General features: G+C 32.6%; 18 protein-coding genes. 10 read left to right on the forward strand and 8 right to left on the reverse strand.

Annotated features, from left to right (window positions below; all coding sequences use genetic code 11):
• Position 1 precedes the first annotated feature (1 nt).
• From ACJ6WR_RS00495 to ACJ6WR_RS00510, 4 genes are read right to left on the reverse strand one after another with little or no spacing between them, the layout of a single operon-like run.
• Positions 2-847 (reverse strand): toxin-antitoxin system YwqK family antitoxin, encoded by an 846-nt coding sequence (locus tag ACJ6WR_RS00495; RefSeq protein ID WP_409416740.1) that lies wholly within the window; start codon positions 845-847, stop codon positions 2-4.
• Positions 807-4,337 carry a DUF6443 domain-containing protein gene (locus tag ACJ6WR_RS00500; protein WP_409416741.1) on the reverse strand — a complete coding sequence of 1,177 codons (3,531 nt, stop codon included), beginning with the start codon at positions 4,335-4,337 and terminating at the stop codon, positions 807-809. The genes ACJ6WR_RS00495 and ACJ6WR_RS00500 overlap by 41 nt, the downstream gene beginning before the upstream one ends.
• A 16-nt stretch (positions 4,338-4,353) precedes the next feature.
• Positions 4,354-8,268: a DUF5977 domain-containing protein gene (locus ACJ6WR_RS00505; protein ID WP_409416742.1), complete on the reverse strand. Its 3,915-nt coding sequence runs from the start codon at positions 8,266-8,268 to the stop codon at positions 4,354-4,356.
• 18 nt (positions 8,269-8,286) lie between these two features.
• On the reverse strand, positions 8,287-9,948 hold the full coding sequence (locus tag ACJ6WR_RS00510) for a T9SS type A sorting domain-containing protein (RefSeq protein WP_323489537.1): 1,662 nt from the start codon (positions 9,946-9,948) through the stop codon (positions 8,287-8,289).
• A gap of 597 nt (positions 9,949-10,545) precedes the next feature.
• Here ACJ6WR_RS00510 and ACJ6WR_RS00515 point away from each other — a divergent pair.
• The 4 genes from ACJ6WR_RS00515 to ACJ6WR_RS00530 are packed head-to-tail and all read left to right on the forward strand — an operon-like array spanning position 10,546 to position 12,299.
• Positions 10,546-10,869 (forward strand): ArsR/SmtB family transcription factor, encoded by a 324-nt coding sequence (locus ACJ6WR_RS00515; RefSeq protein WP_409416743.1) that lies wholly within the window; start codon positions 10,546-10,548, stop codon positions 10,867-10,869.
• A 1-nt stretch (position 10,870) separates the two neighbouring features.
• Positions 10,871-11,338: an SRPBCC domain-containing protein gene (locus tag ACJ6WR_RS00520; protein ID WP_409416744.1), complete on the forward strand. Its 468-nt coding sequence runs from the start codon at positions 10,871-10,873 to the stop codon at positions 11,336-11,338.
• 6 nt (positions 11,339-11,344) lie between these two features.
• Complete coding sequence (locus ACJ6WR_RS00525) at positions 11,345-11,722, forward strand: DoxX family protein (RefSeq protein ID WP_323489535.1); 378 nt, start codon at positions 11,345-11,347, stop codon at positions 11,720-11,722.
• 19 nt (positions 11,723-11,741) lie between these two features.
• Positions 11,742-12,299 (forward strand): DUF4256 domain-containing protein, encoded by a 558-nt coding sequence (locus ACJ6WR_RS00530; RefSeq protein ID WP_039118256.1) that lies wholly within the window; start codon positions 11,742-11,744, stop codon positions 12,297-12,299.
• Positions 12,300-12,648: 349 nt separating this feature from the next.
• Here the strand turns inward: ACJ6WR_RS00530 and ACJ6WR_RS00535 are convergent, their stop codons facing one another.
• The 3 genes from ACJ6WR_RS00535 to ACJ6WR_RS00545 are packed head-to-tail and all read right to left on the reverse strand — an operon-like array spanning position 12,649 to position 18,202.
• Positions 12,649-15,060 carry an ABC transporter permease gene (locus ACJ6WR_RS00535; protein ID WP_409416745.1) on the reverse strand — a complete coding sequence of 804 codons (2,412 nt, stop codon included), beginning with the start codon at positions 15,058-15,060 and terminating at the stop codon, positions 12,649-12,651.
• 1 nt (position 15,061) lies between these two features.
• The gene (locus tag ACJ6WR_RS00540) at positions 15,062-17,485 is read right to left on the reverse strand and encodes an ABC transporter permease (protein WP_409416746.1); all 2,424 of its coding nucleotides are present in this window, start codon (positions 17,483-17,485) and stop codon (positions 15,062-15,064) included.
• Positions 17,486-17,488: 3 nt separating this feature from the next.
• The gene (locus ACJ6WR_RS00545) at positions 17,489-18,202 is read right to left on the reverse strand and encodes an ABC transporter ATP-binding protein (protein WP_086893840.1); all 714 of its coding nucleotides are present in this window, start codon (positions 18,200-18,202) and stop codon (positions 17,489-17,491) included.
• Positions 18,203-18,482: 280 nt separating this feature from the next.
• Here ACJ6WR_RS00545 and ACJ6WR_RS00550 point away from each other — a divergent pair, with 280 nt between their 5' ends.
• Both ACJ6WR_RS00550 and ACJ6WR_RS00555 read left to right on the forward strand, forming a co-directional pair.
• The gene (locus tag ACJ6WR_RS00550) at positions 18,483-19,829 is read left to right on the forward strand and encodes a sigma-54-dependent transcriptional regulator (RefSeq protein WP_409416747.1); all 1,347 of its coding nucleotides are present in this window, start codon (positions 18,483-18,485) and stop codon (positions 19,827-19,829) included.
• A 331-nt stretch (positions 19,830-20,160) separates the two neighbouring features.
• Complete coding sequence (locus ACJ6WR_RS00555; RefSeq protein ID WP_409416748.1) at positions 20,161-21,495, forward strand: sensor histidine kinase; 1,335 nt, start codon at positions 20,161-20,163, stop codon at positions 21,493-21,495.
• A gap of 291 nt (positions 21,496-21,786) precedes the next feature.
• Here ACJ6WR_RS00555 and ACJ6WR_RS00560 read toward each other — a convergent pair whose 3' ends face one another.
• Entirely contained in the window at positions 21,787-22,161 is a 375-nt protein-coding gene (locus ACJ6WR_RS00560; RefSeq protein ID WP_409416749.1) for a PepSY-like domain-containing protein, read from the reverse strand.
• A 109-nt stretch (positions 22,162-22,270) separates the two neighbouring features.
• On the opposite strand from ACJ6WR_RS00560, the gene ACJ6WR_RS00565 reads away from it, so the two are divergent.
• From ACJ6WR_RS00565 to ACJ6WR_RS00580, 4 genes are all read left to right on the forward strand, one after another.
• Positions 22,271-22,711 (forward strand): MarR family winged helix-turn-helix transcriptional regulator, encoded by a 441-nt coding sequence (locus ACJ6WR_RS00565; RefSeq protein WP_323489528.1) that lies wholly within the window; start codon positions 22,271-22,273, stop codon positions 22,709-22,711.
• 2 nt (positions 22,712-22,713) lie between these two features.
• Entirely contained in the window at positions 22,714-24,045 is a 1,332-nt protein-coding gene (locus tag ACJ6WR_RS00570) for a S41 family peptidase (RefSeq protein ID WP_409416750.1), read from the forward strand.
• A 254-nt stretch (positions 24,046-24,299) separates the two neighbouring features.
• Entirely contained in the window at positions 24,300-24,749 is a 450-nt protein-coding gene (locus tag ACJ6WR_RS00575; protein WP_409416751.1) for a GNAT family N-acetyltransferase, read from the forward strand.
• Positions 24,750-24,836: 87 nt separating this feature from the next.
• Entirely contained in the window at positions 24,837-25,382 is a 546-nt protein-coding gene (locus ACJ6WR_RS00580) for a hypothetical protein (RefSeq protein ID WP_409416752.1), read from the forward strand.
• Positions 25,383-25,389 lie beyond the last annotated feature (7 nt).

Here is a 25,389-nt window from a genome sequence, read left to right on the forward strand (position 1 = left end):
CTTACTTTTTTACATAAATCTTTTTTTGAAAGTATTTGTGATGGTCAATAAATTCTAATTCAGAATACCTTTCATCTTTTTTTTCATGTAACTCTCGCTCTAGTATCATTCCTTTTACTTTCAATATCCCTAATTTATAAGCATAAACTCCAAAACGATTTTTACCATTTTCTTTAATAAAAAAAGTATCTTTTTTTATTACCCCTCCCTCATATTCATTATCAATAATAACATATAGATGTCTTTCAGAATTCTTATTCGTAATTGAACAATAGATTAGATTCCCTTCATTTTTACCTAAGTTTAATGTATCAGAAAGGTTTACTGTAAAAAAAGAACTTTGATTTTCTATTATTTTACCATTTTTATCATAAACTTTAATTTGATTCTGATATTCTTTTCCATCATTTATTAAATACTCATATTCTTTATGTACATTCCCGTCAGAGAAGTATTCTGTCCACCAACCAACTTTAATGTCGTTTATCAAATTTCCTTTATTTTTTATCTTGCCACTTTTAAAATAACTTATAGCCTCAATCGTATCTTTTGACTTTAATTCAGAACTATAGCGTATTTTTCCATTATCATAAAAATGTAAAGTCTTTATCGGATTTCCGTTTTTAAAAGTGGTTATATAACTCAAAATACCATCTTCAGTATAATATTTGTTTTCTGCTTCTTTATTTCCTTTTTCATTTACATACTCAACACTCTTTAAACTTCCATTATCATAATAATTTTTTAATTCTTCTAAAGGCTTGTCTTTGCAGGATGTAATAAACAGCAATAATAGCAGAACCTTTTTAGTTATTAAACCAGTTGTCATAATATTTATTTTTTTCATTGATTGAATCTTTTGATGATTGTATACTTCCTCTTGTTCCTTTAAACAGCTTTTTTCCTGTTCTCTTTTCTATTACCTTTTCATCACTTTTTATATGATAGTGGGTTGTGTCAAGAAGAACCGTAATTATTTCTGGGGGAAGCTCTGGATTAAGATTTTGAACTTCCATTGTAGAGGTATTTCCACTTTTCTTTACATTATCCTGAATGGCCTTAGCATGCTGACCTGTATAAGATGAATTATAAACTAGACTCATTATCCATTCCCATATACCTGTTGTTTTATTGTTTAAAGATCTTGAGTTTCCTGGGGTCACAAAATCAGTCGAATTCAAAGAATGCGAAGCACTTCCTTTTCTTCCACTGGTATCTCCTGACCTGTCTGTCCCCCAAATACTAAAATCAAGTGGATCGCTTTCTTTTTTCTTGCTCTCTCCAACAAATAAAACGGAAGTCACAACATCACCAGCATTTAATCCCATTGCTTCGGCATCTGTCGCATTAACCGCTGAATGTGAAGTTCCTTCTTTTTTGTTATTGATAGCCCAAGTTCCATCTCCAACTTCTTCAATTTTATTTCTACTAAACCAGCCAGTTCTTATACCATGTTCTTTTGCCCATTTTTTAGCTTCATCTATACTTTCAAACAAACCTGTTGGGTCATTCCAATAAACAGGATTATTATAAGCAAAACGATAAGGACTTATTGAATAAGCTAATTCCGAAAGTCTGTCCATAGAATTAAATCTTCCTATCGCAGGATCATATTGACGATAATCCATCGCCGTCATGTTAAGCCCCAACTCATCTTGCAGTTCTCTCGAATTATATTTATACTTATATCCCAGTTGATTATTAAGAGTATTATACCCTTGATGCTTTAAACCAAACGGATAATAATTATTTTCTTCTAGAATTTCAACTTTTTTTGTTAATGGATTCTGAGCATAACTTAGTCTTACGTTCCCCAAATGATCCGTGTAATTATAAACGTAACCAAAAACATATGTAGTTGCATTGGTACTTGTATTTCTTACATATCCCTCTGCCGTTGGGAAAAACTGTAAAACATCGTTCTTATACTGAAAACCTCCTGCTAAATATTTCGTATTGGTTACTACTCCATTCTCGGTTACATTTTTTTCTAATTTTTGTCCCGTTGCATTGTAAATATAAGCAATCGTGTTTCCTGTTCCAAATGTTATTTTGGTAGGTAAGTTAAGATGGTTATACTGTATTTTAGTAATGTTTTTATTTTGGTCTTTTATTAGGTTTCCGCTATCATCGTACGCATAATCATCTTCAGTATCGTTATACCCATTGCTATCATCTTTAAATCCTTGTGGGTTATTGGATGTATCGGTTACTTTCACAAGCTGATTAGAATTTTCGGGATAAAAATATCCCAAATTATCCATATCATCTACATAAGGATTACTCAATGTTCCTGCCATAAACTTGCGTTGTAGTCGGGTAATGTTTCCGTTTTTATCATAATCCATGTTCTCTCCAAAATAATTTTTATTGTCTGTGAGCTTTGGAGTCTGGTACGTAGCATTTTTTAAACGATTTAAATGGTCGTATTGGTAGCCGTACCCGCGAATAATTCCTATACCATCTGAACCTGCTGCCCAGAACGTTTCGGCTATATTACCGTTATAAAGCGCTTTGGTTGCCGTTGCATTTCCCTCGACTTTATTGTAATTTATTTTAAAAGCAAATAAATCTTTTGGATCATTGCCATATTGTAAGTTATCGGTATTATTAATTCCTGTAAGCCAGCCTCGTATATTATACTTATAGTCAATTTTCTGAAATGGACTTGATGCTGAGTTTCCTACATTTTTATTTATAAGTTGCCCTAATGCATCATAGGTATTATTTGCCAAGAGTTCTTCGGCAGCAAAACCAATTCTATGAAAGTGTGTAAGCAAACGGTCTTGTATAGAATATGTGAAATTTTCAAGTGTACTAACACCCGAATCTGATATCATTCTTTTGTGAGCTGTTAACGAAGTAATTTTTTTACCTGTAAAATCTAACCTATCCTGCACATAGGTATATCCTCCCAAATAATTAATAATATAGCTTTCTATTGGTTTTCTGTTAGTATCATAAAACAGAGAGTTTGTTTCTCCTAAAACAATCGATTTACTTGTAGTTATTCTAGTCCAGCCACCTGTTACTAGACGAGTTTCCATAGATAAAACAGATTGTCCATAAATAGCCGAAGGTTTTGGAGCAAGATTAGGAAAATGATATGTATCGTAATAGGTCGCTGTAAGTAACTTAAAACTTGATGCTGACGGAATACTACTAGTCTCTACTTTTATCCCTTCGATCATTCCTGTTTTTTTTTGAGTCTCTATTACTGGAATTACTGCGTTTTGAGTTTTTTGCCAAGTTTGCCTTGTACCACTATTACATACTGTATTATCCCATCCTGTATATATTGATCTGCCAAAAACATCATACTTCGTTAATAACCAGCCTACAGTTGTATCATCCTGAAATGGAGAATTTGCAGGTCCCGTCGCCACAACTCTATTAAGTCTGTCATAAACAATAAACTCCCATTGTTTTCCTGGCAATTTTTTCTCTACCAATCGGTTGCGATTATCATACTTATACTGATAACATAAGTTATTCAGGATTTTATCACTTATTGCTCCATCGGCTTTTGGAGGAATCACATAGGTTAAGTTCCCATATTCATCATATACATAGTAGGTATCGTGTTTTTTATCAGACTCATAAGTTCTCTTTAAAATAAGCCTTCCTTCTTTATCTTTAAATTCTACCGTGCTTCCTTTTGTTTCAGAGAGATTTGCTGAGGAATTTTCGTCATAAGTAATAGTTTTATACAACTCATTTTTGTCATAATACTTATTATCCCAAAAAGTTATATCATACAATCCTGCTGTAGCATTCCAGATTGTGGCGGCTTCTAATAATCGTACCTCATTTGTAGTATTCGTTTGGTAATCTAACTTTATCTCATGACCGCTACCCATTGCCCAATCGTTTCCAGGTGCGGCTTGTTTTAAAACTCGGTTAAGCGGCGAATTTTCGAACTTTTTCTCTGAGAAAGGATTTGCTGTATAATCGTATTTTTCGGTACCATACAACACTTTTGTAGCATTAATTGCTGTTTGCCTATCCTTTTTTGGATATTTATTGTTGCCATTGGGCAGCGAAAAAGACAAATACTCTTTCTCTTGCCTACCAAATCCGTCATATTCTATTGGGGTTATGATGTCTTCTCCATTTCCTCCTTGCCCAATGGCAATAGTTTGTATAGGACGTCCTAAACCATCAAAGTAAGTTACACTCTGGTTCATTTCTTCTTTTTTCAGCGTTTTAAAATAATCTGCTGTAACTCCTTTTTTGGGTGAAGCTGTATAAATAAAATTATCATCGCTAAAAGCCTGTGCCACTACAGTAGCATTCGAAAATAGTAGCAAAATAATTAGTGATAAGTACTTTTTCATATTATTTAGTTTATGATTAGTTTGTTTCATAAGAAGGTTGCATAATTGTAAATACTACATTCTTACAATCATATCCCTTAAAGTCTGGTATTTTATTTGGTGGAATATTTGGTGCAAAATCTTGATATTGCTCCACTCCACAACTAAACTCCTGCCAGCATTGAGATAATCCTTCTTGAGCCTGATTGTCGGCATCATCCTGCGAAATAGTAGAACTAAATTCACCCGCTGGGACGAGATAGGCAACCTTTACCATACCGAGGTACTCCGAAAACATATTTAAATAACCACTTAGTTCATTGCTTAAATAAATACAACTACCATTAGCATTTGCATAAGCTTGCCCGTTTTTGTTTACAGATGTTTGTGCAATTTCATCTGCTGCTGCTTGTGAAGTAAGAGAATAAGAAGTCATTGCAGGAACCGTATACACTACAGAAGTTCCTGCTGTTCCAGATGCACAATTATTCTTGGTAAAAACACCACTTTTCTCCTTATTCCAAAAAGCGCAATATCCATTTCTATTAGCATTAACTTGCCCATTCATGTTCATATCGTTCAACGCTTTATTATCTGCATCTTGCTGTGAGATTACAGAAGTATAAGTTCCAGCAGAAACTGAATATACTAAAGGTCCAGTAAGCCCTGAACTACAATTAGCTCTATAAAAAGTTTTACTTATTGCTGTATTACGATATACTGGAGCAACATCTAGCGAAATATCCATAACCTGCCCTTTGTAATTGTAGAAATAGGCTTGTAAAACATTCTGATCATTATCTTTTACAAACTTTAATCGATTAAAATCATCGTAATCATAGTAAGTCATTGTGCCGTTTATATCTCGCATACGGCTTATTCCTACCAATGGTTTATATGCATAAGTAGTTATCAATGTATTATATAATCCTGAATACCCATACCAAAATCTATTTAATGCAATAATCATATCGCCTTCGGTTCCTTTATCCCAAGATGAAGCATTTTGTACTCCATTAACCAAATAGGTTTGGATGTTCTTATAAGCAATGTTATCTACCTTGGCAACAGGCAATGTTTTATCATATCCCCATACAATAGATGTTGGCGTACCTCCATCTTGAGTATATTGCAAGAGATTCCCTCTGTCATCATAAAAATCATAGGATATTTTCTTGTCGGTAACAGGATTTAATGCCGCTGTCCCCTTGTTTTCGAGTATATAACTCGGTAATAATAAATTACTGGTGGCAATGCTTTTATCATAAACTGTTTTTTGCTCCGATAGCTTTATTCCTCTTCTAAATGTTTGTACATCCAACGGTACTCCAACCCTGTTTTGGGCAATTAGTTCTTTTACAAATGGCTCACTTGCCATTTGTGGATCTTGAGGGTAAAAGTATTTGGTTTCTAAGGCTTCTTCTTTGGAGTTTGTTATAGTTTCCGAGGTTAATAAAAAATGTTTTAGACTGTTATAGTTATATTTTTTTACAGTGACTAAATTTCCACTATCAAAATACCTTGTAGTTTTTTCACTAGACAATAAATTAACATTTGCAGTAATCTCATATTCTAGTGCCATGTGAGTATCCCAAAATGTGAGAAGTATATTATTAGAAAAATAAAATCTACCAATTTTAAAAGCAAATATATTTTTTAAAGCGCTTATCTGAGTATTACTCAAAAACGCATCATATTCAAATTCTTTCTTTTCTACTAAAGTTAATGATGCTAATCCATTTTTTTTATAATATGAAATTTCTTTTGGTTGTCCTCTAAATAGTTCCATACTAATTGGGGGCGGAAAAGGGAATTTATTAACCACAAAATCCATCGAATGTGTATAATTGTAAATAGTCACCCCTGTTTTGTTAGGATCATTAGATTCTTCTATAACAGTTTCATAACCTACATTAGCTCCTGAATACGTTACTTGCTGAATATTGTTGTATGATTTTAACCTATGGTAATAGCCATCACAATGTCCACCAACACATTCACCTGCGCCCACTATAATATCGTCTTCAAAAATGAACTTTGGTTCATTAAAAACTTTACCTGAACTCAAGTCAGAAAAATAATCCTTTTTATACTTGTACTTTTTTGTTATAGGTAAAGCCAAAGCATCTGGATAACTTCTAATTTCCTTAACTCTTAATCCACCAATATATTTATTAATATTTTTAGGATTGTTATTTGGATTTAATTTATTCCAAGTAACAGAAACAAAAAAATCTTTTATTTCTAAATCCTGACCAGCACCAGCTATATGGGCATTTAATATATAGTCTCCATTTTGCAGATAGGAATTAAAATTTCTTGATATATAAAAAGTATATGCTGGTGATGTAGAACTTGCTAATCTTGTTAAACTAAAATTAATATTAGCGTCTGCAATTCCATTTTTTAGACCACATCCACTACATCCCATACTAAAATCACCGTATGCTCCACCTAAAGGATTATTTCCATTTAAAAAAGGGTCTGGAGGGTTATTTATAGTAAAAGTCTCTTCGTAACTTTCATCAAGTCCTATTACAGTACTACTGTCTATGGAAGCAGCATCAACCAAATATACATCAGGTAATTTAGTCGAATAGCCATCATTATTTTCAAAATCAAATTCGGTATATCCTCCAGTAGGATATATTATTTTCTTTAATATACCAAATTGAGATTTAGAAGGATTAACGAATCTATTGGCTCCTTTAATTTCGATTGGTCTGCTCTCCAAAAATATTGTAGGAATTAAATCGATATTGTCAGTAGCTCCATTATAGTATCCCCAATAATCCTGAGCTGGACTATTACGACAAGGTGGAAAATAAGATTCATCGTAAAAAAAAGCATGCCCAATTGAGCTTGTTAATGAAGTAGTATTTCTAATTTTTTCTAACAACATCCATTTATTTGAATACGTTTCTTTACTGTAACAACTTCCACCTGTAACAAACTTATATTCAAAATCATAACTTAATACTTCATTTTTTTTAGAATCTTTTACCTTAATATTTTTCAAACTATACCCGCCTTGAAGGTCTGATCTTTCGATTATATTTCGATTAAATTCAACAACTCCATCATTAAAAGAAACTCTTTTTAAAAGATTAGAATGTAATGTAGTAATAGTTGTTATAGGCCCTTCGGTAATATCTCTTGTATCACTAGCTACTCCACTCATAAAAATTAACTTCGTTTTAGGCGTCATTGTTTTTAGTGTTTGTACTTCCAAATCGTATTCAAAAACAATATCTTCACTCTTATTTGGTGAAACAATTTTAGAAACGTACCATGCCGTTGTAGTTTCTGTATTGTCAACATAGGAAATCTCTTTTTCAGAAAATGTATATTCGTAACCTTCCTCTGTAATTATCTTGAAAATTCCATTATCATTATAAGTGATTTTTATTTGTGATTCTTCTAGTGTTACAAATTGATTATGCTCTTGACTGTATATAAATTTGCCACTTTTACCCAATATATTAAAGTAAAATATATCTGGTTCAGAATCTGCAGTTCCAGCAGCTAATGCGCTCATAAATCGCTGTTTTTTAATATCACTATTACTTAACCTATACACCTTCTCAATAGACAGTTCACTGAACTTATTAAAAAAGCCACCAGTTTCTTCGTCTGGTATACCCTTGACTGATCTAGAAATCATGGGTATTGTTCCTAAAGACCAACCTAAACCAACCCACGAAGCAATATCTTCAACTTTATTACCTCCTGTATGATAATTTAATTCCAGAGGATAATTAAATGCATTTGTCTTAATGTTATAAATAGGAATTGATATGTTTGCCGTACCTGTAAAATTATTGACAGGTACTTCTCCATACCTTACAAAGGCAGCAGTATTTGGTGCTAAGGGGACAATGTTATTTACCTCTGTTTGCGAAAAAACTGAAGAATAAACTAAAAGTAGTATTGTTAATATGCTATATCTCATGGCCTCTATTTTATTTTTTTAATTTCTCCCTCTTCTTATTACTTTCACACCATCCGTTTGTACATTGGTTTTTATATTCACCACATAAATTCCTTCAGGGTAACGGCTTAAATCAATAGGAACGGTCCGGTCTGTGATTGCGAACTGCTGGAGGATGCGTCCCGCCATATCTACAACCGTAGCCGTTCCTTTTTCATACTCATATCCTATAATAATATTGGTAAATGTTACTGCAGGATTAGGAATGGCTTCTATGCCTTTGGCTTTAACTTTTTCGGGTTTGGTCTTGTCTTTTAGCTTGACTACCCAAAAATCATTACCTCCTATAGTCGATTTTTTCTGTTTGGATGTACCGGAGTTAGATGTTCCTGCCATTAAGTAACCTCCATCTCTGGTTTCGAATAGTTTTTGTAGCACATCATCACCATTGCTAGCTACATTTTTCTTCCAGATTTCTTCGCCTTTATCATCAATTTTTAAAGCAATATATCCTGCCTCTTTGTTTTTATTGACAAGTCCTGCTACTTTTCCGGCAATTCCATCTTTAGCGTATTCATTTTCGTTTTGAGAATACCCTCCAATTAAATAGGTTTGATCTTGGTTTTCGACCAAAGAGGTCAAAATATCCGTTTTACCAAAATCATAAGTCTTACTCCATACAACATCTCCTTTATCATCGAGCTTTAATACCCAATAATCGGTACCATTGCCTACCATACCCCCCAAAGAAGTAAGCGGACTGGTACTATTTGAATTTCCCCCTGCTATATATCCGCCATCTAGTGTTTGATGAACTACATACAACTGATTGTCTCCATTACCTCCGTATGTTTTTTGCCATTCGATACCACCCACACCATCAATCTTTATGATCCAATAATCTCCTATCCCTGCATTAGGTTCTGTTTTATCTCCCGATTGTGGAGAATTAGAATATCCTCCCAAAATATATCCTCCGTCTTGGGTTTGCTCCATGCTTCTTAATACATCGGCATATTCGCCTCCGTATGTCTTTTGCCACTCTACAACTCCCGCTTTATCTAATTTTACAATCCAATAATCCATGTTGCCACGGCTTTTCTCCGATTTGGTATATATATTTGGTTTAAAATCTAATGATTGTGTAATTTCTATCGTTTCGTCTGTTATTTCTGGAATCGAACTAGAGGAACCTCCAAGTATATATCCTCCATCTCTGGTCTGGAAAGCGCATAAAAGTTCATCCTGACCACTGCCACCAATAGTTCGTTGCCATAGTTCCTCACCATTGGCATCTAGCTTAATTACCCAAAAATCAGTACCTCCCTTACAAGGATCTTTTTTCTGGAAATCATTTGGAGAATTCGAAGTTCCTGCAAGAATAAAACCACCATCTCTTGTGTTTTTTATGCTTTGTAACAAGTCAAAACCACTACCTCCAAAACTTTTCTGCCAAACTAACTCCCCTTTTTCATCCATTTTCCAAATCCAATAATCTAGATCTCCATTATTGTTGTCAGTCTTATTACCTGTTTTATCAGATAAAGAACTTCCTGCGAGTATAAAACCATAATCGGCTGTGGGTTGTGCATCAAAAAGATAATCTGCATGTATTCCCCCATACGATTTTTCCCAAAGGATATCTTGGGAGTGCATGAATAATGGACAAATAAACAGGAGTAATAAGTAGTGTTTTTTCATTTTTTCAGATTGCTTAATTATACAATATACTTTTTTTGTAAGTAAAAACTTTAAACAAATAACAATAATATGGATAGTTTTCTTTAAAAACAAATTATTCTAATTATTTTGTAATAAACAAGTTACAAAAAACTACATCGTTTGAGTAATAAGTAAGAATAACTCCTAAAAACAGGATTAAACGGGTTCGAAAATCTGTAGTAAGAATTAACCGCAAAGAGCACAATCCCGAAGCGTCGGGATACGCAAAGTCTACAAAGCTGTTTCACCGATACAAGAATTTACAGAGAAGAACTTACCTGAATTTTGTTTTAAATCCATTTAATCTGTGCAATCTGTGGCGAGAGTTTAACCGCAAAGAGCGCAAGACTTATGCGCAAAGGTCACAAAACTTTGATCCTACTGATACGAGAATTTACCGTAAAGAATTGAGCTAACATTTGTTTTAAATCCTTTTAATCTGTACAATCTGTGGCAGAAAAATCAACCAAAAAACACTTATTATCTTTAGTAATCAAACAATTAACTAAAAAAATATCAGAAAAAATTTTGCGCAGTCAAATAACTGCACTATATTAGCAGTCAAATAACTTCAAAATGAAAATTCGTAGAGATGTATTTCAGGCAATAGCCGACCCTACTCGCAGGGCAATATTAAGTCTAGTTGCAATACAGGCAATGACTCCTGGTACAATAGCAGCAAATTTTGACTCATCGAGACAAACTATTTCTAAACACATACAAATACTCACAGAGTGTGAATTACTGAAACAAGAACAAAACGGAAGAGAAATTTATTATCACCTTAATCCCAAAAAGATGAAAGACGTATCCGACTTTATTGAGCCATTCCGCCAAATGTGGGAAGACAGATTTAATAAATTAGAAACAATAATGAAAAACTATAAAGACATTATCTAACATGGAGAAAAAAACAAAAATCAATGCTGAAAATGGCAAACAGGAAATAGTAATTACACGAGAATTTGATTTGCCTCTTGAATTGCTTTTTAAAGCCTACACCGAACCCGAAATTGTAGCACAATGGATGGGGACTAAAGTACTAAAACTCGAAAATAAAAAACACGGCAGTTGGCAATATCAAACAAGTAACGCTAACGGAAATGTAGTATTTCAAGCCAATGGCACCATTCATGAGTTTGTTCCCAACCAAAAAATCACACGAACTTTTGAAATGGAAAACACACCATTTGCTGTACAACTTGAATTCTTAGAATTTGAAAAACTTACAAACAATACAAGTAAACTAGATATACATATCATATATAAATCGGTTGAACTTCGAGATCAAATGCTAAAACTACCTTTTGCCCAAGGCATAAATATGGCTCACAACAGATTACAAGACATTGCTAACAAATTAAAATAAAATATTATGACAAAGAGAAATAAAATTATCTATTGGATTGCTACACTCTGGCTAGCATTAGGAATGTTATCAACTGGAATAGTACAAGTATTAAAACTAAAAGAAGAGGCCGATATGATGGCACATTTAGGTTATCCGCTGTATTTTTTGACCATACTAGGTGTTTGGAAAATATTAGGTGTTATAACAATTCTTATCCCTAAACTTCCGTTATTAAAAGAATGGGCATATGCAGGTTTCGTTTTTGCAATGTCGGGTGCAGTATTTTCTCATTTTGCAAGCGGTGATGGCGCCAAAGAATATTTTGGACCAATATTATTACTTGTTCTAACTGTTATATCTTGGTATTACAGACCTACAGACAGAAAAACCATTTTAGTTTAATTTTTAATCAAGAAATAAAATGAAAAAAGAATTATCCCCAAAACAACAAGAAGAACTTCTTGACCTATTAAAAACTCGTTTTGAAAAAAATAAGGCTCGTCACGAAAGCCTTGAATGGGCCAAAATACAAGCTAAACTAGAAGCCAATCCCGAAAAATTATGGTCGCTTAATGAAATGGAAGAAACTGGTGGAGAACCCGATGTTGTAGGACATGATAAAAGCACCGACGAATACATATTTTACGATTGCTCAGCCGAAACTCCCAAAGGGCGCAGAAGTATTTGTTATGACCATGTAGCACTAGAAGCAAGAAAAGAACACAAGCCAAAGAATAGTGCAATTAATATGGCAACAACTATGGGTGTTACTATCTTAAACGAAGAAGAATATCGGGAATTACATAAACTCGGAAAATTTGATACAAAAACATCCAGCTGGATACAAACCCCAGCGGAGATAAGAAAACTCGGTGGTGCTATCTTTGCCGATTTTCGTTACAATACTATCTTTATATACCATAACGGTGCCGATTCATACTATGCCGTAAGAGGATTCCGTAGCTCGCTTAGAGTATAACCCCATCTAAAAAGTTTGGACGCGGATGAAACGGATTCGCTATCGCGAAAACGCAGATAAAAACGGATTTCTTAAAGTAAGAATAAGAAAAAAATCCGTTTTTATCTGCGTCTTTACGAAGTAAATCCGTTAAAATCCGCGTCCTAAATTATACGTAACAAGAGTTCGTAAAGTATAAACTTAGTCGAAACTCATTATGGCTCTTCGACTACGCTCAGAGTTACAAGACTACGAAGAAAACAATTGAGCATATATTCTATTTTATAGATTTTAAACTCAATCTTAAAAAACTTTGAACCTTTGTCCCTCTGAACCTCTGAACCTTAAAAAAACCTCTGAACCTCAAAAACTACTCATATTTCAAATACTTCAAAACATCAATTTTAGTAACCTGATATGCTTTTGCCAAAACAATAGTTAGTGTTAAAAATAATAAAGACAAAAAGGCAACTACAAACGGAAATATCTGAATATTAATTCTAAAAGCAAAATAGTCAAGCCATTGTTGCAATAAGAAATACGCTGGAATAATCCCTATTATAAATCCTATTACACAGAAGATTACATATTGTTTAGATAATTCTTTGAGTAAAACATTAGTCTCTGCTCCTAGTGTTTTCCTGATAGCAATTTCGCGTAATCTACGTTCCATAGAGAAAGAAGCCAAAGCAAATAATCCAAATACGGCGATAAGAATAACAATTGCATTTAATAAGGAAAATAAATCTCTTTGGTTTTCATACTTTTTATAGTTTCTGGCAAAATTCTTATCTACAAAATTATATTCAAAAGGATATTCTGCATCAACTTTTGATCTCCAAAACTTATCCAGATCAGCAATTGTTTTAGCCATATCTTGCGGAGCAATTTTAAAAGAAACATTATGTAAGTTCTCTTTATTAATAGCACTTGCCGTTATGTGTACAAAAATCATCGGGCTTATTTCATTCTCAAGTCCAAAGTAATTAAAGTCCTTTACAACGCCTACAACTTTATAATCTTTACCTAGCCAATTAATTACTTTATCTATCGGATTTTTTTCTTGCATTGTCTTAACAGCTGCTTCGTTTACCAAAACGTTCGAAATTGTATCTGAAGAAAACTTTTCATTTAAATATCTCCCTTTTACAATTTTGATTCCCAACATATCCAATACTCCAAAATCGACTCCCATACGCTGAATTAAGATTCCTTTATTCTCTTTATAAGAAAAACTATCCCAGGAATTCTCGTTGCTACCAATAGAAAACAATCCTGCAGAAACAGCCTCAACACCTTTAATCTTCATTGCTTGCTGCTTAATTAGTTTGTATCTTTCAAATTGACTTTTGCCTTGCTGAGGTTTAAAAATCACATCGATAATTTGAGCTCCGCTAAACCCTAAATCCTTTTCATTCATATATTTTACCTGTTGGTACACTATAAATGAACCAATAATAAAAAAAGTAGCTATAGCAAATTGTAAAACCAGCATACCATTTCGCAGCCAAATTCCGCTTTTACTACGAGAAAAATTTCCTTTTAAAACTTTTAATGGTTCGAAATTCGACACATAAATAGCAGGCAGAACTCCAGCAACTAAAATTACAATTACGAAAATAAGTATTAACTGAACATAAAACTGAGCTCCATTTAATACAAGTTCTTTGCTTAAAAACGAATTATAAAATGGTAACGAAAGTTCTACCATTACCAATGCCAATAAAACTGAGAAAAGTGTAATTAACGCCGTTTCAAATACAAACTGTGCTATAATTTGCTTTTTTCCAGCTCCAACAATCTTCCTTACTCCTACTTCTTTGGCTCTTTTTACTGCATTGGCTGTAGCCAAATTGATATAATTTACAATAGACAGTAATAGGATAAGTACTGATAAACCCATCAATATTCGCAAGAATAACAAATTGCCATTGCCTTCTGGAAAAGGACAATTTCCCGAATATAATCTGGTATTGGGTAAGGAAAGTAAACTAGCTTTAACAGGTTCGCCATACATCTTTACATATTCCGCAACCGATACACCTTCTTCTCTTGCTGAAACTTTTAAATTATTATCTATAAAAATGGCATCCAAATCTTTTCTAATCGAAGTTGTGTCACTTTGCTTCTTGAGCTTAAGCATCAATCCATAATTATAACTCCATTTTCCTTTATCCTTTTCTAAATCTTCTTCTATCAAAGTAGTGACCAAATCTGGCATTACAGACGATTTATGATTTAAACGATATACTCCACGAACCATAAATATTTTATCCAAATACCTTACTTGCTTGTCCATCGGGTTTTCGTTTCCAAATAATCGAGAAGCAGTTTCCTCTGATAAAGCAATACTATTAAGGTCCATAAGAGCCGTTTTTCCGTTACCATGAATAAATTCGTAAGGAAAAAAAGTAAAAAAATTACTTTGAGCCGTATAGATTTTATCTAATAATTCTCGCTTCCCTTTATAGGCTACCGTTTCTTTAGTATATAGACATTGGGTATAACAATAACTATCCAGCGCTGTCGACATTATTTTTAGCATTGGAGCAGTCGTCGTAGGATTTACCGACCAGATGTTACCTCCCCCGATATCATTCATGACCGAGTATACTTTGTCCTTTTCGGGATTCCACTGATCATAAGAGTGTTCCTCGTTCCAATACAGAATCGCGAAAATTAATCCCGCAATTCCAATACTCAATCCTAAAACATTTAAAGCTGTAAAAAGCTTGTTGGTTTTTATGTGATAAATAAATATGTTGATCCAGTTCTTTAGCATCTTATTCGTATTTAAGGTATTTTAGAACATCTATTTTGGTTGCCTGATAAGCTCTTGTAAGTACAACTAATAATGTTAATACCAGTAAGACGGTAAATCCGATTATAAAAGGATAAACAGAAATGCTAATTCTGTAAGCAAAATTATCCAACCATTTATTGAGGAAATAATACACTGGAAATAAAGCGATTAAAAAACCTATTATACTGAAAACAACATATTGCTTACAAAGTTCTTTTAATAAAACATTTGTATCGGCACCAAGTGTTTTTCGAATAGCAATTTCCTTCATGCGACGCTCAATAGAGTACGAAGCCAGGGCAAATAACCCAAAAAGTGCAATTATAATAACAATGACATTCAACAAAGTGAAAAGATTCTTTTGCTTCACATAATTACTATAAGATCTTTTATATTCTTTATCTACAAAATCGTATGAAAACGGATATTCTGTATCTACTTTTTTTGTCCAGAGATTTTCTATATCAGCTATGGTTTGCTGCATAGTTTTAGGATCGGCCGTAATATAAATATTATTCAAAAGTCCGGGAAACCAGGGTACTGTTTTAAAATGGAAAAAAGACATTGGAGGTATTGGATCTCCCGGATTTCCGATATTAAAATCTTTTACAACCCCAACAATAATAGCATCATTTCCGTTCCAGTTTAGTTTTTTACCTATCGGATTTTTTTCATTTAATAATTTTAGGGCAGTTTCATTAATTAGCATCGAAGTAATGGTGTCCTGCGCAAATTTCGGACTCAGATAGCGCCCTTTTACAATTTTTATTTTCATCATTTCCAACAGTCCAAAATCTATTGGCATATTACTACCATCAATATTTTTATCTTTATAGTGATAGGATATTACAGATTTTGCCCCACTCCCAAAAACAAAGCCACCTCCTGCAACTTGTTGTACTCCTTTTATATGTTGCAATTGGTTTTTAATACTGTTGTAGCGGGCAAATTGTTCTTTTTCAGTTATTGCTTCGCCGTAAATATTTCTGTAAGAGATATTAAGGATTTGTTTTCCGTTAAAACCCAAATCTTTTGAGTTCATAAGCTCTATTTGTTCATACACAATATAAGATCCAATAATAAAGAAAGTAGCTACCGCAAATTGAAATATCAGCATTCCGTTTCTAAGCCAGATACCATTTTTACTTCGCCCAAAATTTCCTTTTAAAACCTTTAGCGGTTCAAAATTAGCAACATAAATAGCCGGAAATATTCCTGCCACGACAACGGTTACAAAAAATATAACAACAAGCTGAGAGTAAAACTGTCCAGTTTGTAAAACAAGTGATTTCTCTAAAAAAGCATTGTAATACGGTAAAGAAATCTCGACAATAACCAATGCTATTAAAATTGAAAACAACGAAATGATAGCAGTTTCAAAAATAAATTGTTGAATTATAGAGAATTTCGAAGCTCCAATAATTTTGCGAACTCCAACTTCTTTAGCCCTTTTTATAGCATTTGCCGTTGCCGAATTAACATAATTTACAATAGATAACAGTAGGATCAAAACCGATAACCCAACCATAATAAGTAAAAATTGAAGATTACCTTTTGCTTCTATTAAACTACCAGTTTTTGAATGTAAACGAATAGATGATAAGGGTTCTAAAAGGGGTTTTACTTCGCCAAATTTCTTAATAAATTCTTCAATTTTAATACCTTGATCCTTTGCATAACGAGCTGTCATATTTTCAAAATATATTTTTTGAAGATTTTGAGTCACTCGTTTTTGGTCGTTCGGATTTTTTAATTTTAACAACAGAACAAATTGAAAATTACCCCATTGCTGAATCGTTTCTTTTACTCTTGCATCCATAAAATTGACCACACAAGAAGGATTATATACTGATTTTTTATCCAGCTTATAAACACCTCTTACAATCAGAACTTTTTTCTGTAAAACTACTTTTTTACCCAGAGCCGTTTCGTTTCCAAAAAGGGTAATAGCCAGATCTTGCGATAAACAAATACTGTTTACATCTGGTAATGCAGCTTTTTGATTCCCCTCTATAAACTCATAAGGGAAATAATCAAAAAAGTTTTTTTGTGCTACGACAACCTTGTCAGATTGCACTTTTTTATTATTAAAATACAGTATCTCATTATCATAACTTCCGCTTAAATAACAGTACGATTCTACTTCTGGACTTACAGCCTGTATCGCAGATCCTATTGGTGATGAACTCGAAGCCCAATAGGTAGTTGCATCCATTTGATTAGCGACTAAAAAGACATTTTCTTTATTAGGATTCCATTGGTCATAACTCTGTTCGTCGTTCCAATATAAAATCGCAAAAATTAAACCTGCAATTCCAATACCCAAGCCCAAAACATTCAAAGCCGTAAAAAGCTTATTGTTTTTGATGTGATAAATAAATACGTTGATCCAGTTCTTTAGCATGATTTAGTTTATTGAGTTACTTACTAAAACATCTACATTTCGATTATTCTTTTTTTCCGAAAGAACAATACCGTCTTTCATTAAAATGGTTCTCTGCGAAAATGAAGCATCATAATCAGAGTGTGTAACCATTAAAATTGTAGAACCACTAGCATGAAGATCCGTTAATAATTCCATTACTTCATTACCGTTTTTACTGTCCAGATTTCCTGTAGGTTCATCGGCAAGAATAATTTTTGGGTCATTAATTAAAGCTCTGGCAACAGCCACACGTTGTTGTTGTCCTCCCGAAAGTTGTTGCGGATAATGTTTTAAACGATGAGAAATACCTAATATAGTCGCAATATTCTCTACTTTTTTCTTTCTTTCTGATGATGGAACATTGTTGTAAATTAATGGCAATTCGATATTGTCATAAACCGATAATTCATCGATTAAATTGAAATTCTGAAAAATGAATCCAATGTTTTCTTTTCTGGCTTTCGATACAAATTTCTCTTTTAATCCAATCATTTCCTGTCCTAACAATTCATAACTTCCACCAGAAGCACTGTCTAATAATCCGATGATATTTAATAAAGTCGATTTTCCGCTTCCAGATGGTCCCATGATCGATATAAAATCGCCTTCGTTTACCGTTAATGAAATTTCGCTTAAAGCTTTTGTCTCTACTTCTTCAGTTCTAAATATTTTAGAAAGCTTTTCAATTTTGATCATAATAATTTGATTTTTGATGTTTGTTTTTCTGTCTAAGAATTGTATCGCTGAAGTAAAAAACAGATCCTAAATTAAGATAATTGATAACATAATCTATAAATATCTATTTTTGTTACATTTACTAGCAATAATGATTCTCATACTTGATGATTTACTAGTCTTAAAGTGATTTTCATGCCAAAAATTAAAAATATGTAACTAGCTTATTTTTAAGTTTTTATTTAAAGCTAAATTTAAAAGTGTCCATTATTGAACACCTTTCGTCCAAAACCGAACAAGAATGAAAAAGACAAATGCCTCAATATTGATTATAGATGACCAGGAAGACATCCTTTTTGCATCAAAAGTGTACTTAAAAAAGTATTTTGAGAACATTTATACGCTCAATAATCCAAAAAATATCGTCGAATTATTGGCAAAAAACACCATCGATGTAGTTTTGCTCGATATGAATTACAGAATAGGTTTTGAGGACGGAAAAGAAGGTTTGTATTTATTAAAAGAGATAAAAACGCTTTCGCCAAAAACAGTAGTAATCTTAATGACGGCTTTTGGTAAAGTCGAAACGGCTGTAGAAGGTTTAAAATCGGGTGCTTTTGATTATATCTTAAAACCATGGGAAAATAAAAAACTACTAGAATCTGTAAAACAAGCAGTAGATAAATCTCGTAAAGACCAAAAGAAACTGAAAGACCACGAACCTGCAGAAGATTTCTTTATTGGCAATTCAGAGATTATAAAAAAAGCATATTCATTGGCAGATAAAGTGGCAAAAACCGATGCTAATGTTTTGATTCTGGGCGAAAACGGAACTGGTAAATTTGTTTTGGCACATCATATTTACACACAATCCGAAAGAAAAAACAATCCATTTATTGCAGTCGATTTGGGATCTTTGAACTCTAATATATTCGAAAGCGAATTATTTGGCTATGCCAAAGGTGCTTTTACCGATGCTAAAATTGATACTCCCGGACGTTTTGAAATGGCGCAGAACGGAACTATTTTCTTAGACGAAATAGGAAATGTCCCGCTGCATTTACAATCTAAACTCTTGCAGGTTATACAAACCAAAACCGTAACCCGATTAGGAGAAACAAAAGCCAGACCTCTTAATGTACGCATCATAACAGCAACCAACTTAAATCTTAAATTAGAAGTTGAGGATAAAACCTTTAGAGAAGACTTGTATTATCGTATTAATACGATGGAGATAGTGCTGCCGCCGTTGCGAGAACGAAACGAAGACAAAATTCCTCTGGCAGAATATCTTTTGGAAAAAATGATTGTTAAATACAGAAGAGACGAAATTACTTTTGACAAAAAAGTATTCGAACAAATCGAAAAGCACGCTTGGAAAGGTAATATCCGTGAAATGGAAAACAAAATAGAACGCGCTGTTATCCTTTGCGAAAACAATCTCATTACGGTTTCTGATTTGGATTTAAACGAAATAACAACTTATGACGAAAATCCAGATGATATTCAGCTTTCCACAGTCGAAAAAGCAACCGTGGAAAAAGCATTACTCAAGAACAATAACAACATTAGCAAAACAGCCGAAGAACTAGGATTATCAAGAGGTTCTTTATACCGACGTTTAGAGAAATACAATATTAATCCATAAGTGTTTAGGGAAATTAACCGCAAAGCATACAAAAGATTAACCGCAAAGGTCGCAAAGTTTTTAATTTGTGCAATTTGTGGTAGAGAAATTAACCGCAAAGGACGCAATCCCGATCCCGAAGCGTCGGGACGGGATACGCAAAGGTCGCAAAGTTTTTAATTAGTGAAAATTTGTGCAATTACTTCGTCTGTTCGCTCTTTCGGGCTCGGGTTGTGGTTAACTTTTTTTTTAAAAATCCGTTTTTATCCGCGTCTTTACTTTTGTAAATCCGTATCATCCGCGTTCCTTTATAGACAACCTAGTTTAACCAATAATAACATTACTATCTACTATGTTTAAATCATTAAAAATATACAATCTTCTTTTCCTGAGATTAATACTTATTTTATCTGGTGTAGAAATCGCTATTTACTTCTTTAAAAAGGAATTGATTTTTACTGCTATATTTAGCTTGTTCATCGTTTTTTTCCTTGTACGCGAAATGTATTTTTATGTTCGTAATTTCGTTTTACTTTATAATAAAACTATTGCATCGATATTGCAAAATGATTTTAGTTCGGATTTTTCTAAGCATAAATTCAACAAAAATTATGATGATTTATTTACTTTATATGATACTCTAAAAAACAACCAAAAAGAACAAGTTTCAAGAGATATTATATATCGCTCTATATTGAATAATATCGAAACCGGAATTTTTATTCTGCAAAAAGATGGCGATGAATGGAACATTTTTTTGATGAATGACTATTTCTCCAAATATTTTGATGTGCCTAAAATTTCTAAATGGAAATATCTAAAGAACCATTTACCACCTTTATGCGAAGTTATCGAAGATCAGGATTTTCAGGAAATTAAAACATCACTAGAAATTCGTGTGAATCAGGAAAACGTGCAAACCTTTGTTATGCAAACTTCCAGAACAGAAATATGCGATTTAGATTATTTTATTGTCTTGCTAGATTCAATTCAAAATGTAGTAGAGAAGAAAGAGAAAGAAGCTTGGGGGAATTTAATGAAAGTGATTTCTCATGAACTTTTAAACTCCATCACTCCTATTCGTTCTATTTGCCAAAACCTACAAGATTTGGTCGATCAGGACACCATGTCGACCGAAGACCTGGAAGACATTAAAAATAGCGTGGGAACAATGCTAAGAAGAAGCGACCATTTGCAAAAATTTATCGAAGGATATCGCAAGTTAGCCATGTTGCCCTCTCCTAAAAAAGAAAAGATAGAATTGCAGTATTGGGTAGAAAATAGTCTTCAGATTATGGCTCCGTTGTTTCAAAAAAATCAAATAGAAGTTATAAATACAATCGCTTTAAATCGCAAGATAAATGTCGATTCTCAGCAGATGGAACAAGTACTGATTAATCTTCTAACAAATTGTATTTATGCACTCGAAGATTCTTTAAACAAACAAATTATTATTTCGGCTGAAGCCAAAGAAAACCGAACTTTTATACGAATTACCGATACCGGAAAAGGCATCGAAAAAGAAATAGAAAACAAGATATTCTTGCCGTTTTTTACTACCCGTCAAGAAGGTGCAGGAATTGGATTAACCTTGTCCAAAAGTATTGTCGAAGCACATGGTGGTTATCTCGCTCATAAAAATGAAGATGGTAAAACTACTTTTGAACTTTGCCTGGTTGAGGGATGATATAATAATTAGCAAGCAGATGAAATAGCAATCTTAATCAATTTATGTATAGACCTTTGTCAAATTAAAAAAAACTTTGACAAAGGTACATTTATACATAAACTAATCAACCTTTGTCCCGAGGCTTCGGGATTGTAACTTAGAACCTTAGTTCCTTAAAAGAAACCTTTAATTTGCTTAATCAGCGCACCATTTACCACAAACTTGTCATCCTGACGAAGGAAGTATCTCCGCTAAAAATTCCATAATATTTATCGATTTATCGTCATGATTTATTTGTTCTGATTGATATTACAAAGATTTACGCACAAACCAATCAACCTTTGAGCCTTTGCAACTTAGAACCTTAGCATCTTTAAAAGCAACATACTCTTTAATTGATGCGGCAATAAACTCGGTAGGAATTGGTTTGTTCCCTCCATCTACTTCACGATAAGAACCATCTTTCCAGAATTCTATCTCGGTACCATCTTTAAGTATTACCTCATACCCTTTTTCGCCATGTTCAGCATCTTTTTTGACAATCTCTACTGTTGAATGGCTAAAATATTTTTGCAGAAATTCCTGTGATGCTTTCGGTAATTCAGTAATTGTAATTCTCTTTTGTGCACTAGCCGATAATACAGAACCTAGTATTAATGCGGCAAAAATCATTTTACTCTTCATAATTAACTCATTTACAAAATCATAACTAATTTAATAAAAATAATAACCAATATTGAAATAAATAATTATATTTGATATATCAAATACTTTTAAATCTAAATCAGTAAGCATGAAGCAGAAAACTCCAACTGGAACTGTACTTTATACAATAGAACAGACAATTAAAGAATACAGGAAAATTTGCCAAAAAAACATCCAAAAGATTGTAGATGATATTACAGTTGATCAATGTTTGGTATTAATTATCTTAAACGATAACGCAACAATTTCTCAAATAGAAATGGCCAAATTAATCTTTAAGGATAATGCTTCGGTAACCCGAATAATAGAATTAATGGTTAAAAAAGATTATCTAACGAGGGAAACAAATGAATTAGATAAAAGAAAATCCAAACTTGTTATAACCGAAAAAGGACAAAAAACAATTGTTCTATTAACTCCTGTTTTTAAGCTAAATCGCAATACTGCTCTAGACGGTTTATCTGCTGATGAAATTGAATTACTTGATAAAATTCTACATAAAATAATTTCAAATTGTAAAACTTCCTAAAAATGAAACACATTGTAACTTTAGCATTGCTACTATTCTCCGTTTGCACGTTTTCTCAAAAAAATCCTACTGCAAAAGAAGAAATAAACCTTACCGAATTAAATAAAAAACAAATTATCGATTCGTTAACCAAACAACTCGAAGAATTCTATATCAGACCAAATGCTATTGGTGAGATAAAGAAAAAGCTGAATGAGAATTATAAGCAAGGAATGTATAAGGACATCTCAAATCCAAATGAATTTGCCTCTAAACTCTCCTCGAATCTTATAGATATTAGCAAAGATTTACATTTTAGAGTAATGTTTGATCCTGAATGGGCAGAAAGTAAGCTAAAAGACACTGATAAAGAAACATTTAAAAAAATAAAAGCGGAAGAATTAGCTGAAGCTAAAAAGAAGAACTTTGGGTTTCAACAAGCGCGAATTCTGGAAGGAAATATTGGCTATTTAGAATTTAATTATTTTGAAGATCCTGCAATAGGAAGCGAAACTGCAGCTGCAATGATGCGAATTTTAAGCAATACAGACGCTCTAATTATAGATTTGCGCAAAAATAATGGCGGAGCGATGGAGATGGGACAATTTATTAGTAGTTATCTGTACTCTAACAAAGAATTACCTCTTTATAAATACTATTATTACGAGAAAGGCAGAAAAAAATTGGAGCGAGAAATGTGGTTATTACCATCTGTTCCTGGTAAACGTCTGGATGATATCGATGTTTATATTTTAACAAGCGGTGCTACTTTTTCTGCAGCGGAATGGATGAGTTATTCGCTCCAAAATTTAAAACGTGTTACAATTATAGGCGAAAAAACAGCTGGTGGCGCCCACCCTATCGATCGAAAAGTTTTGGCTCATGGTTTTTCTGTAAATATCCCTTTTGGAGAAGTAAAAGATCCTATTACAAATACGGATTTTGAAGGTAAAGGTGTTATGCCAGATGTTTTATGCAAAAGTGAAGAGGCACTGAATACATCGCATTTGATAGCCTTACAAAAACTATCTTCTAAAAATAAAGATTCTTTAAACAACCTCGATTGGTTTATTCCTATCATAAAGAACAGACAAAAACCAGTACATGTAGATAATGCAATTTTAAAATCATATCAAGGAAAATACGGGAAAGCCGAAATAGTATTTGAAGATAATAGCTTATATTACAAATGGAATAATATCGTCACTTTATTACTTACTCCTCTGGAACAAGATTTATTTTTAGTTGATGGTATAGACGATTTTCGTATCAAAATTATTACTGAAAATAAATCTGTAACAGGAATCAAAAGAGTTTTTCAGGATGGACAAGAAAGAATTTACAAAAAAGATTAAAACTACAATTTAATAAAAATAAAAGCCTTCAAAATTACTGATTCTGAAGGTTTTTACATAATATAGAGTTAGCACTAAATAACGTATTAATCTTAATAAAATTAGCTTTATATTAGCGCTTAGTAAATCATATTGAGCGAACCCATTAGATAATACTTAAAAAACGAATTTATTTCATAGTCTCTAAACTTGTTAATCCTGAGGTTCGAAAAATAGCTAAATAACACCTTCAATACTAAAATAGAAAACCAAAAATGAAAATAACTGAACACTCTTTTGGAGATTTTTTTATTACGACTGATAAAGCTAAATTAGACATTGTTGCCATTCATGATTTTTTATCAAAACATTCAGGTTGGAGTGACAATATTCCTTTTGATAACGTAAAAACTTCTATAGACAATTCGCTAAACTTTGGACTATTTTATAAAGACAAACAAATAGGTTTTGCAAGAGTGATTTCTGACTTTTCGACTATTGCCTATTTAGGCGATATTTATGTTTTAGATGATTATCGAGGACAAGGGCTTTCTAAAAAACTAATGGAAGTTGTAATGGGTCACCCAAATTTACAAGGATTAAGACGCTGGATTTTGTTAACCTCAACTGCTGATTGGCTTTATGAAAAATATGGTTTTAACAAATTGCCAAAACCAGAAATATACATGGAACTTTTTAATCCTAATGTGTATAAAAAAGACTAAAACGATAAGTTACTTAACATCTACCTTTAGGGAAATATGCAGAAATGCAATAGAAAAATTTATTATTCGGCAGGTTTAATTAGTATCATGTTACTTCCAATTTTGTGTATTCTATATTTAAAAAAGAATGATGCTTTTACAAGTTATAATTCTATAAAATTAGAACCTTGGAATGAAGAAAATTATAAAGAAGAAATTGTTCCTATTATAAATTCAAAAAAATTTACTGCTGTTAACCTAACAGGAAATTCAACTTCCGATAAAGCGAAACTAAATGCAGCTGAAAAAAGAATTAAAGAACTTATTGCGACTAAAGATTCTATAAATGGAATAAAATTTCATTTTGAAGATAAATCTGAATATTGGAGCTTTATTAAGGTTCTTGAAATTCTAGAAATCCAAAATGCCAAATTTTATGTTCCATATAAAAATGATATTTGGTTTGCTTATTCAAGAGGAGAAAAAAAGAAAACTATCTTTCGTGTTTGTGGGGATTTCCGTAGGATAATCCCAATTGACGAAAAAAATTTCAAAATAGAATGGCAAGAAATTATAGAAATCACTAAAAAGTTTTATTTACCAATAATCGCCTATATTTTGATGTTATTTTTTACATTTAAAGAAATACGATAAAAAACTA

The organism is Flavobacterium sp. PS2, from assembly GCF_046250155.1.
Classification (GTDB): domain Bacteria; phylum Bacteroidota; class Bacteroidia; order Flavobacteriales; family Flavobacteriaceae; genus Flavobacterium.

Excerpts from the sequence above, each read along its gene's own strand:
- ACJ6WR_RS00525 (WP_323489535.1), top strand. The coding sequence starts at position 11,345 with ATGACAAAGAGAAATAAAATTATCTATTGGATTGCTACACTCTGGCTA.
- ACJ6WR_RS00535 (WP_409416745.1), bottom strand. The coding sequence starts at position 15,060 with ATGCTAAAGAACTGGATCAACATATTTATTTATCACATAAAAACCAAC.
- ACJ6WR_RS00560 (WP_409416749.1), bottom strand. The coding sequence starts at position 22,161 with ATGAAGAGTAAAATGATTTTTGCCGCATTAATACTAGGTTCTGTATTA.
- ACJ6WR_RS00550 (WP_409416747.1), top strand. The coding sequence starts at position 18,483 with ATGAAAAAGACAAATGCCTCAATATTGATTATAGATGACCAGGAAGAC.
- ACJ6WR_RS00555 (WP_409416748.1), top strand. The coding sequence starts at position 20,161 with ATGTTTAAATCATTAAAAATATACAATCTTCTTTTCCTGAGATTAATA.
- ACJ6WR_RS00570 (WP_409416750.1), top strand. The coding sequence starts at position 22,714 with ATGAAACACATTGTAACTTTAGCATTGCTACTATTCTCCGTTTGCACG.
- ACJ6WR_RS00580 (WP_409416752.1), top strand. The coding sequence starts at position 24,837 with ATGTTACTTCCAATTTTGTGTATTCTATATTTAAAAAAGAATGATGCT.
- ACJ6WR_RS00510 (WP_323489537.1), bottom strand. The coding sequence starts at position 9,948 with ATGAAAAAACACTACTTATTACTCCTGTTTATTTGTCCATTATTCATG.
- ACJ6WR_RS00540 (WP_409416746.1), bottom strand. The coding sequence starts at position 17,485 with ATGCTAAAGAACTGGATCAACGTATTTATTTATCACATCAAAAACAAT.
- ACJ6WR_RS00565 (WP_323489528.1), top strand. The coding sequence starts at position 22,271 with ATGAAGCAGAAAACTCCAACTGGAACTGTACTTTATACAATAGAACAG.
- ACJ6WR_RS00575 (WP_409416751.1), top strand. The coding sequence starts at position 24,300 with ATGAAAATAACTGAACACTCTTTTGGAGATTTTTTTATTACGACTGAT.
- ACJ6WR_RS00495 (WP_409416740.1), bottom strand. The coding sequence starts at position 847 with ATGAAAAAAATAAATATTATGACAACTGGTTTAATAACTAAAAAGGTT.
- ACJ6WR_RS00520 (WP_409416744.1), top strand. The coding sequence starts at position 10,871 with ATGGAGAAAAAAACAAAAATCAATGCTGAAAATGGCAAACAGGAAATA.
- ACJ6WR_RS00515 (WP_409416743.1), top strand. The coding sequence starts at position 10,546 with ATGAAAATTCGTAGAGATGTATTTCAGGCAATAGCCGACCCTACTCGC.
- ACJ6WR_RS00545 (WP_086893840.1), bottom strand. The coding sequence starts at position 18,202 with ATGATCAAAATTGAAAAGCTTTCTAAAATATTTAGAACTGAAGAAGTA.
- ACJ6WR_RS00530 (WP_039118256.1), top strand. The coding sequence starts at position 11,742 with ATGAAAAAAGAATTATCCCCAAAACAACAAGAAGAACTTCTTGACCTA.
- ACJ6WR_RS00505 (WP_409416742.1), bottom strand. The coding sequence starts at position 8,268 with ATGAGATATAGCATATTAACAATACTACTTTTAGTTTATTCTTCAGTT.
- ACJ6WR_RS00500 (WP_409416741.1), bottom strand. The coding sequence starts at position 4,337 with ATGAAAAAGTACTTATCACTAATTATTTTGCTACTATTTTCGAATGCT.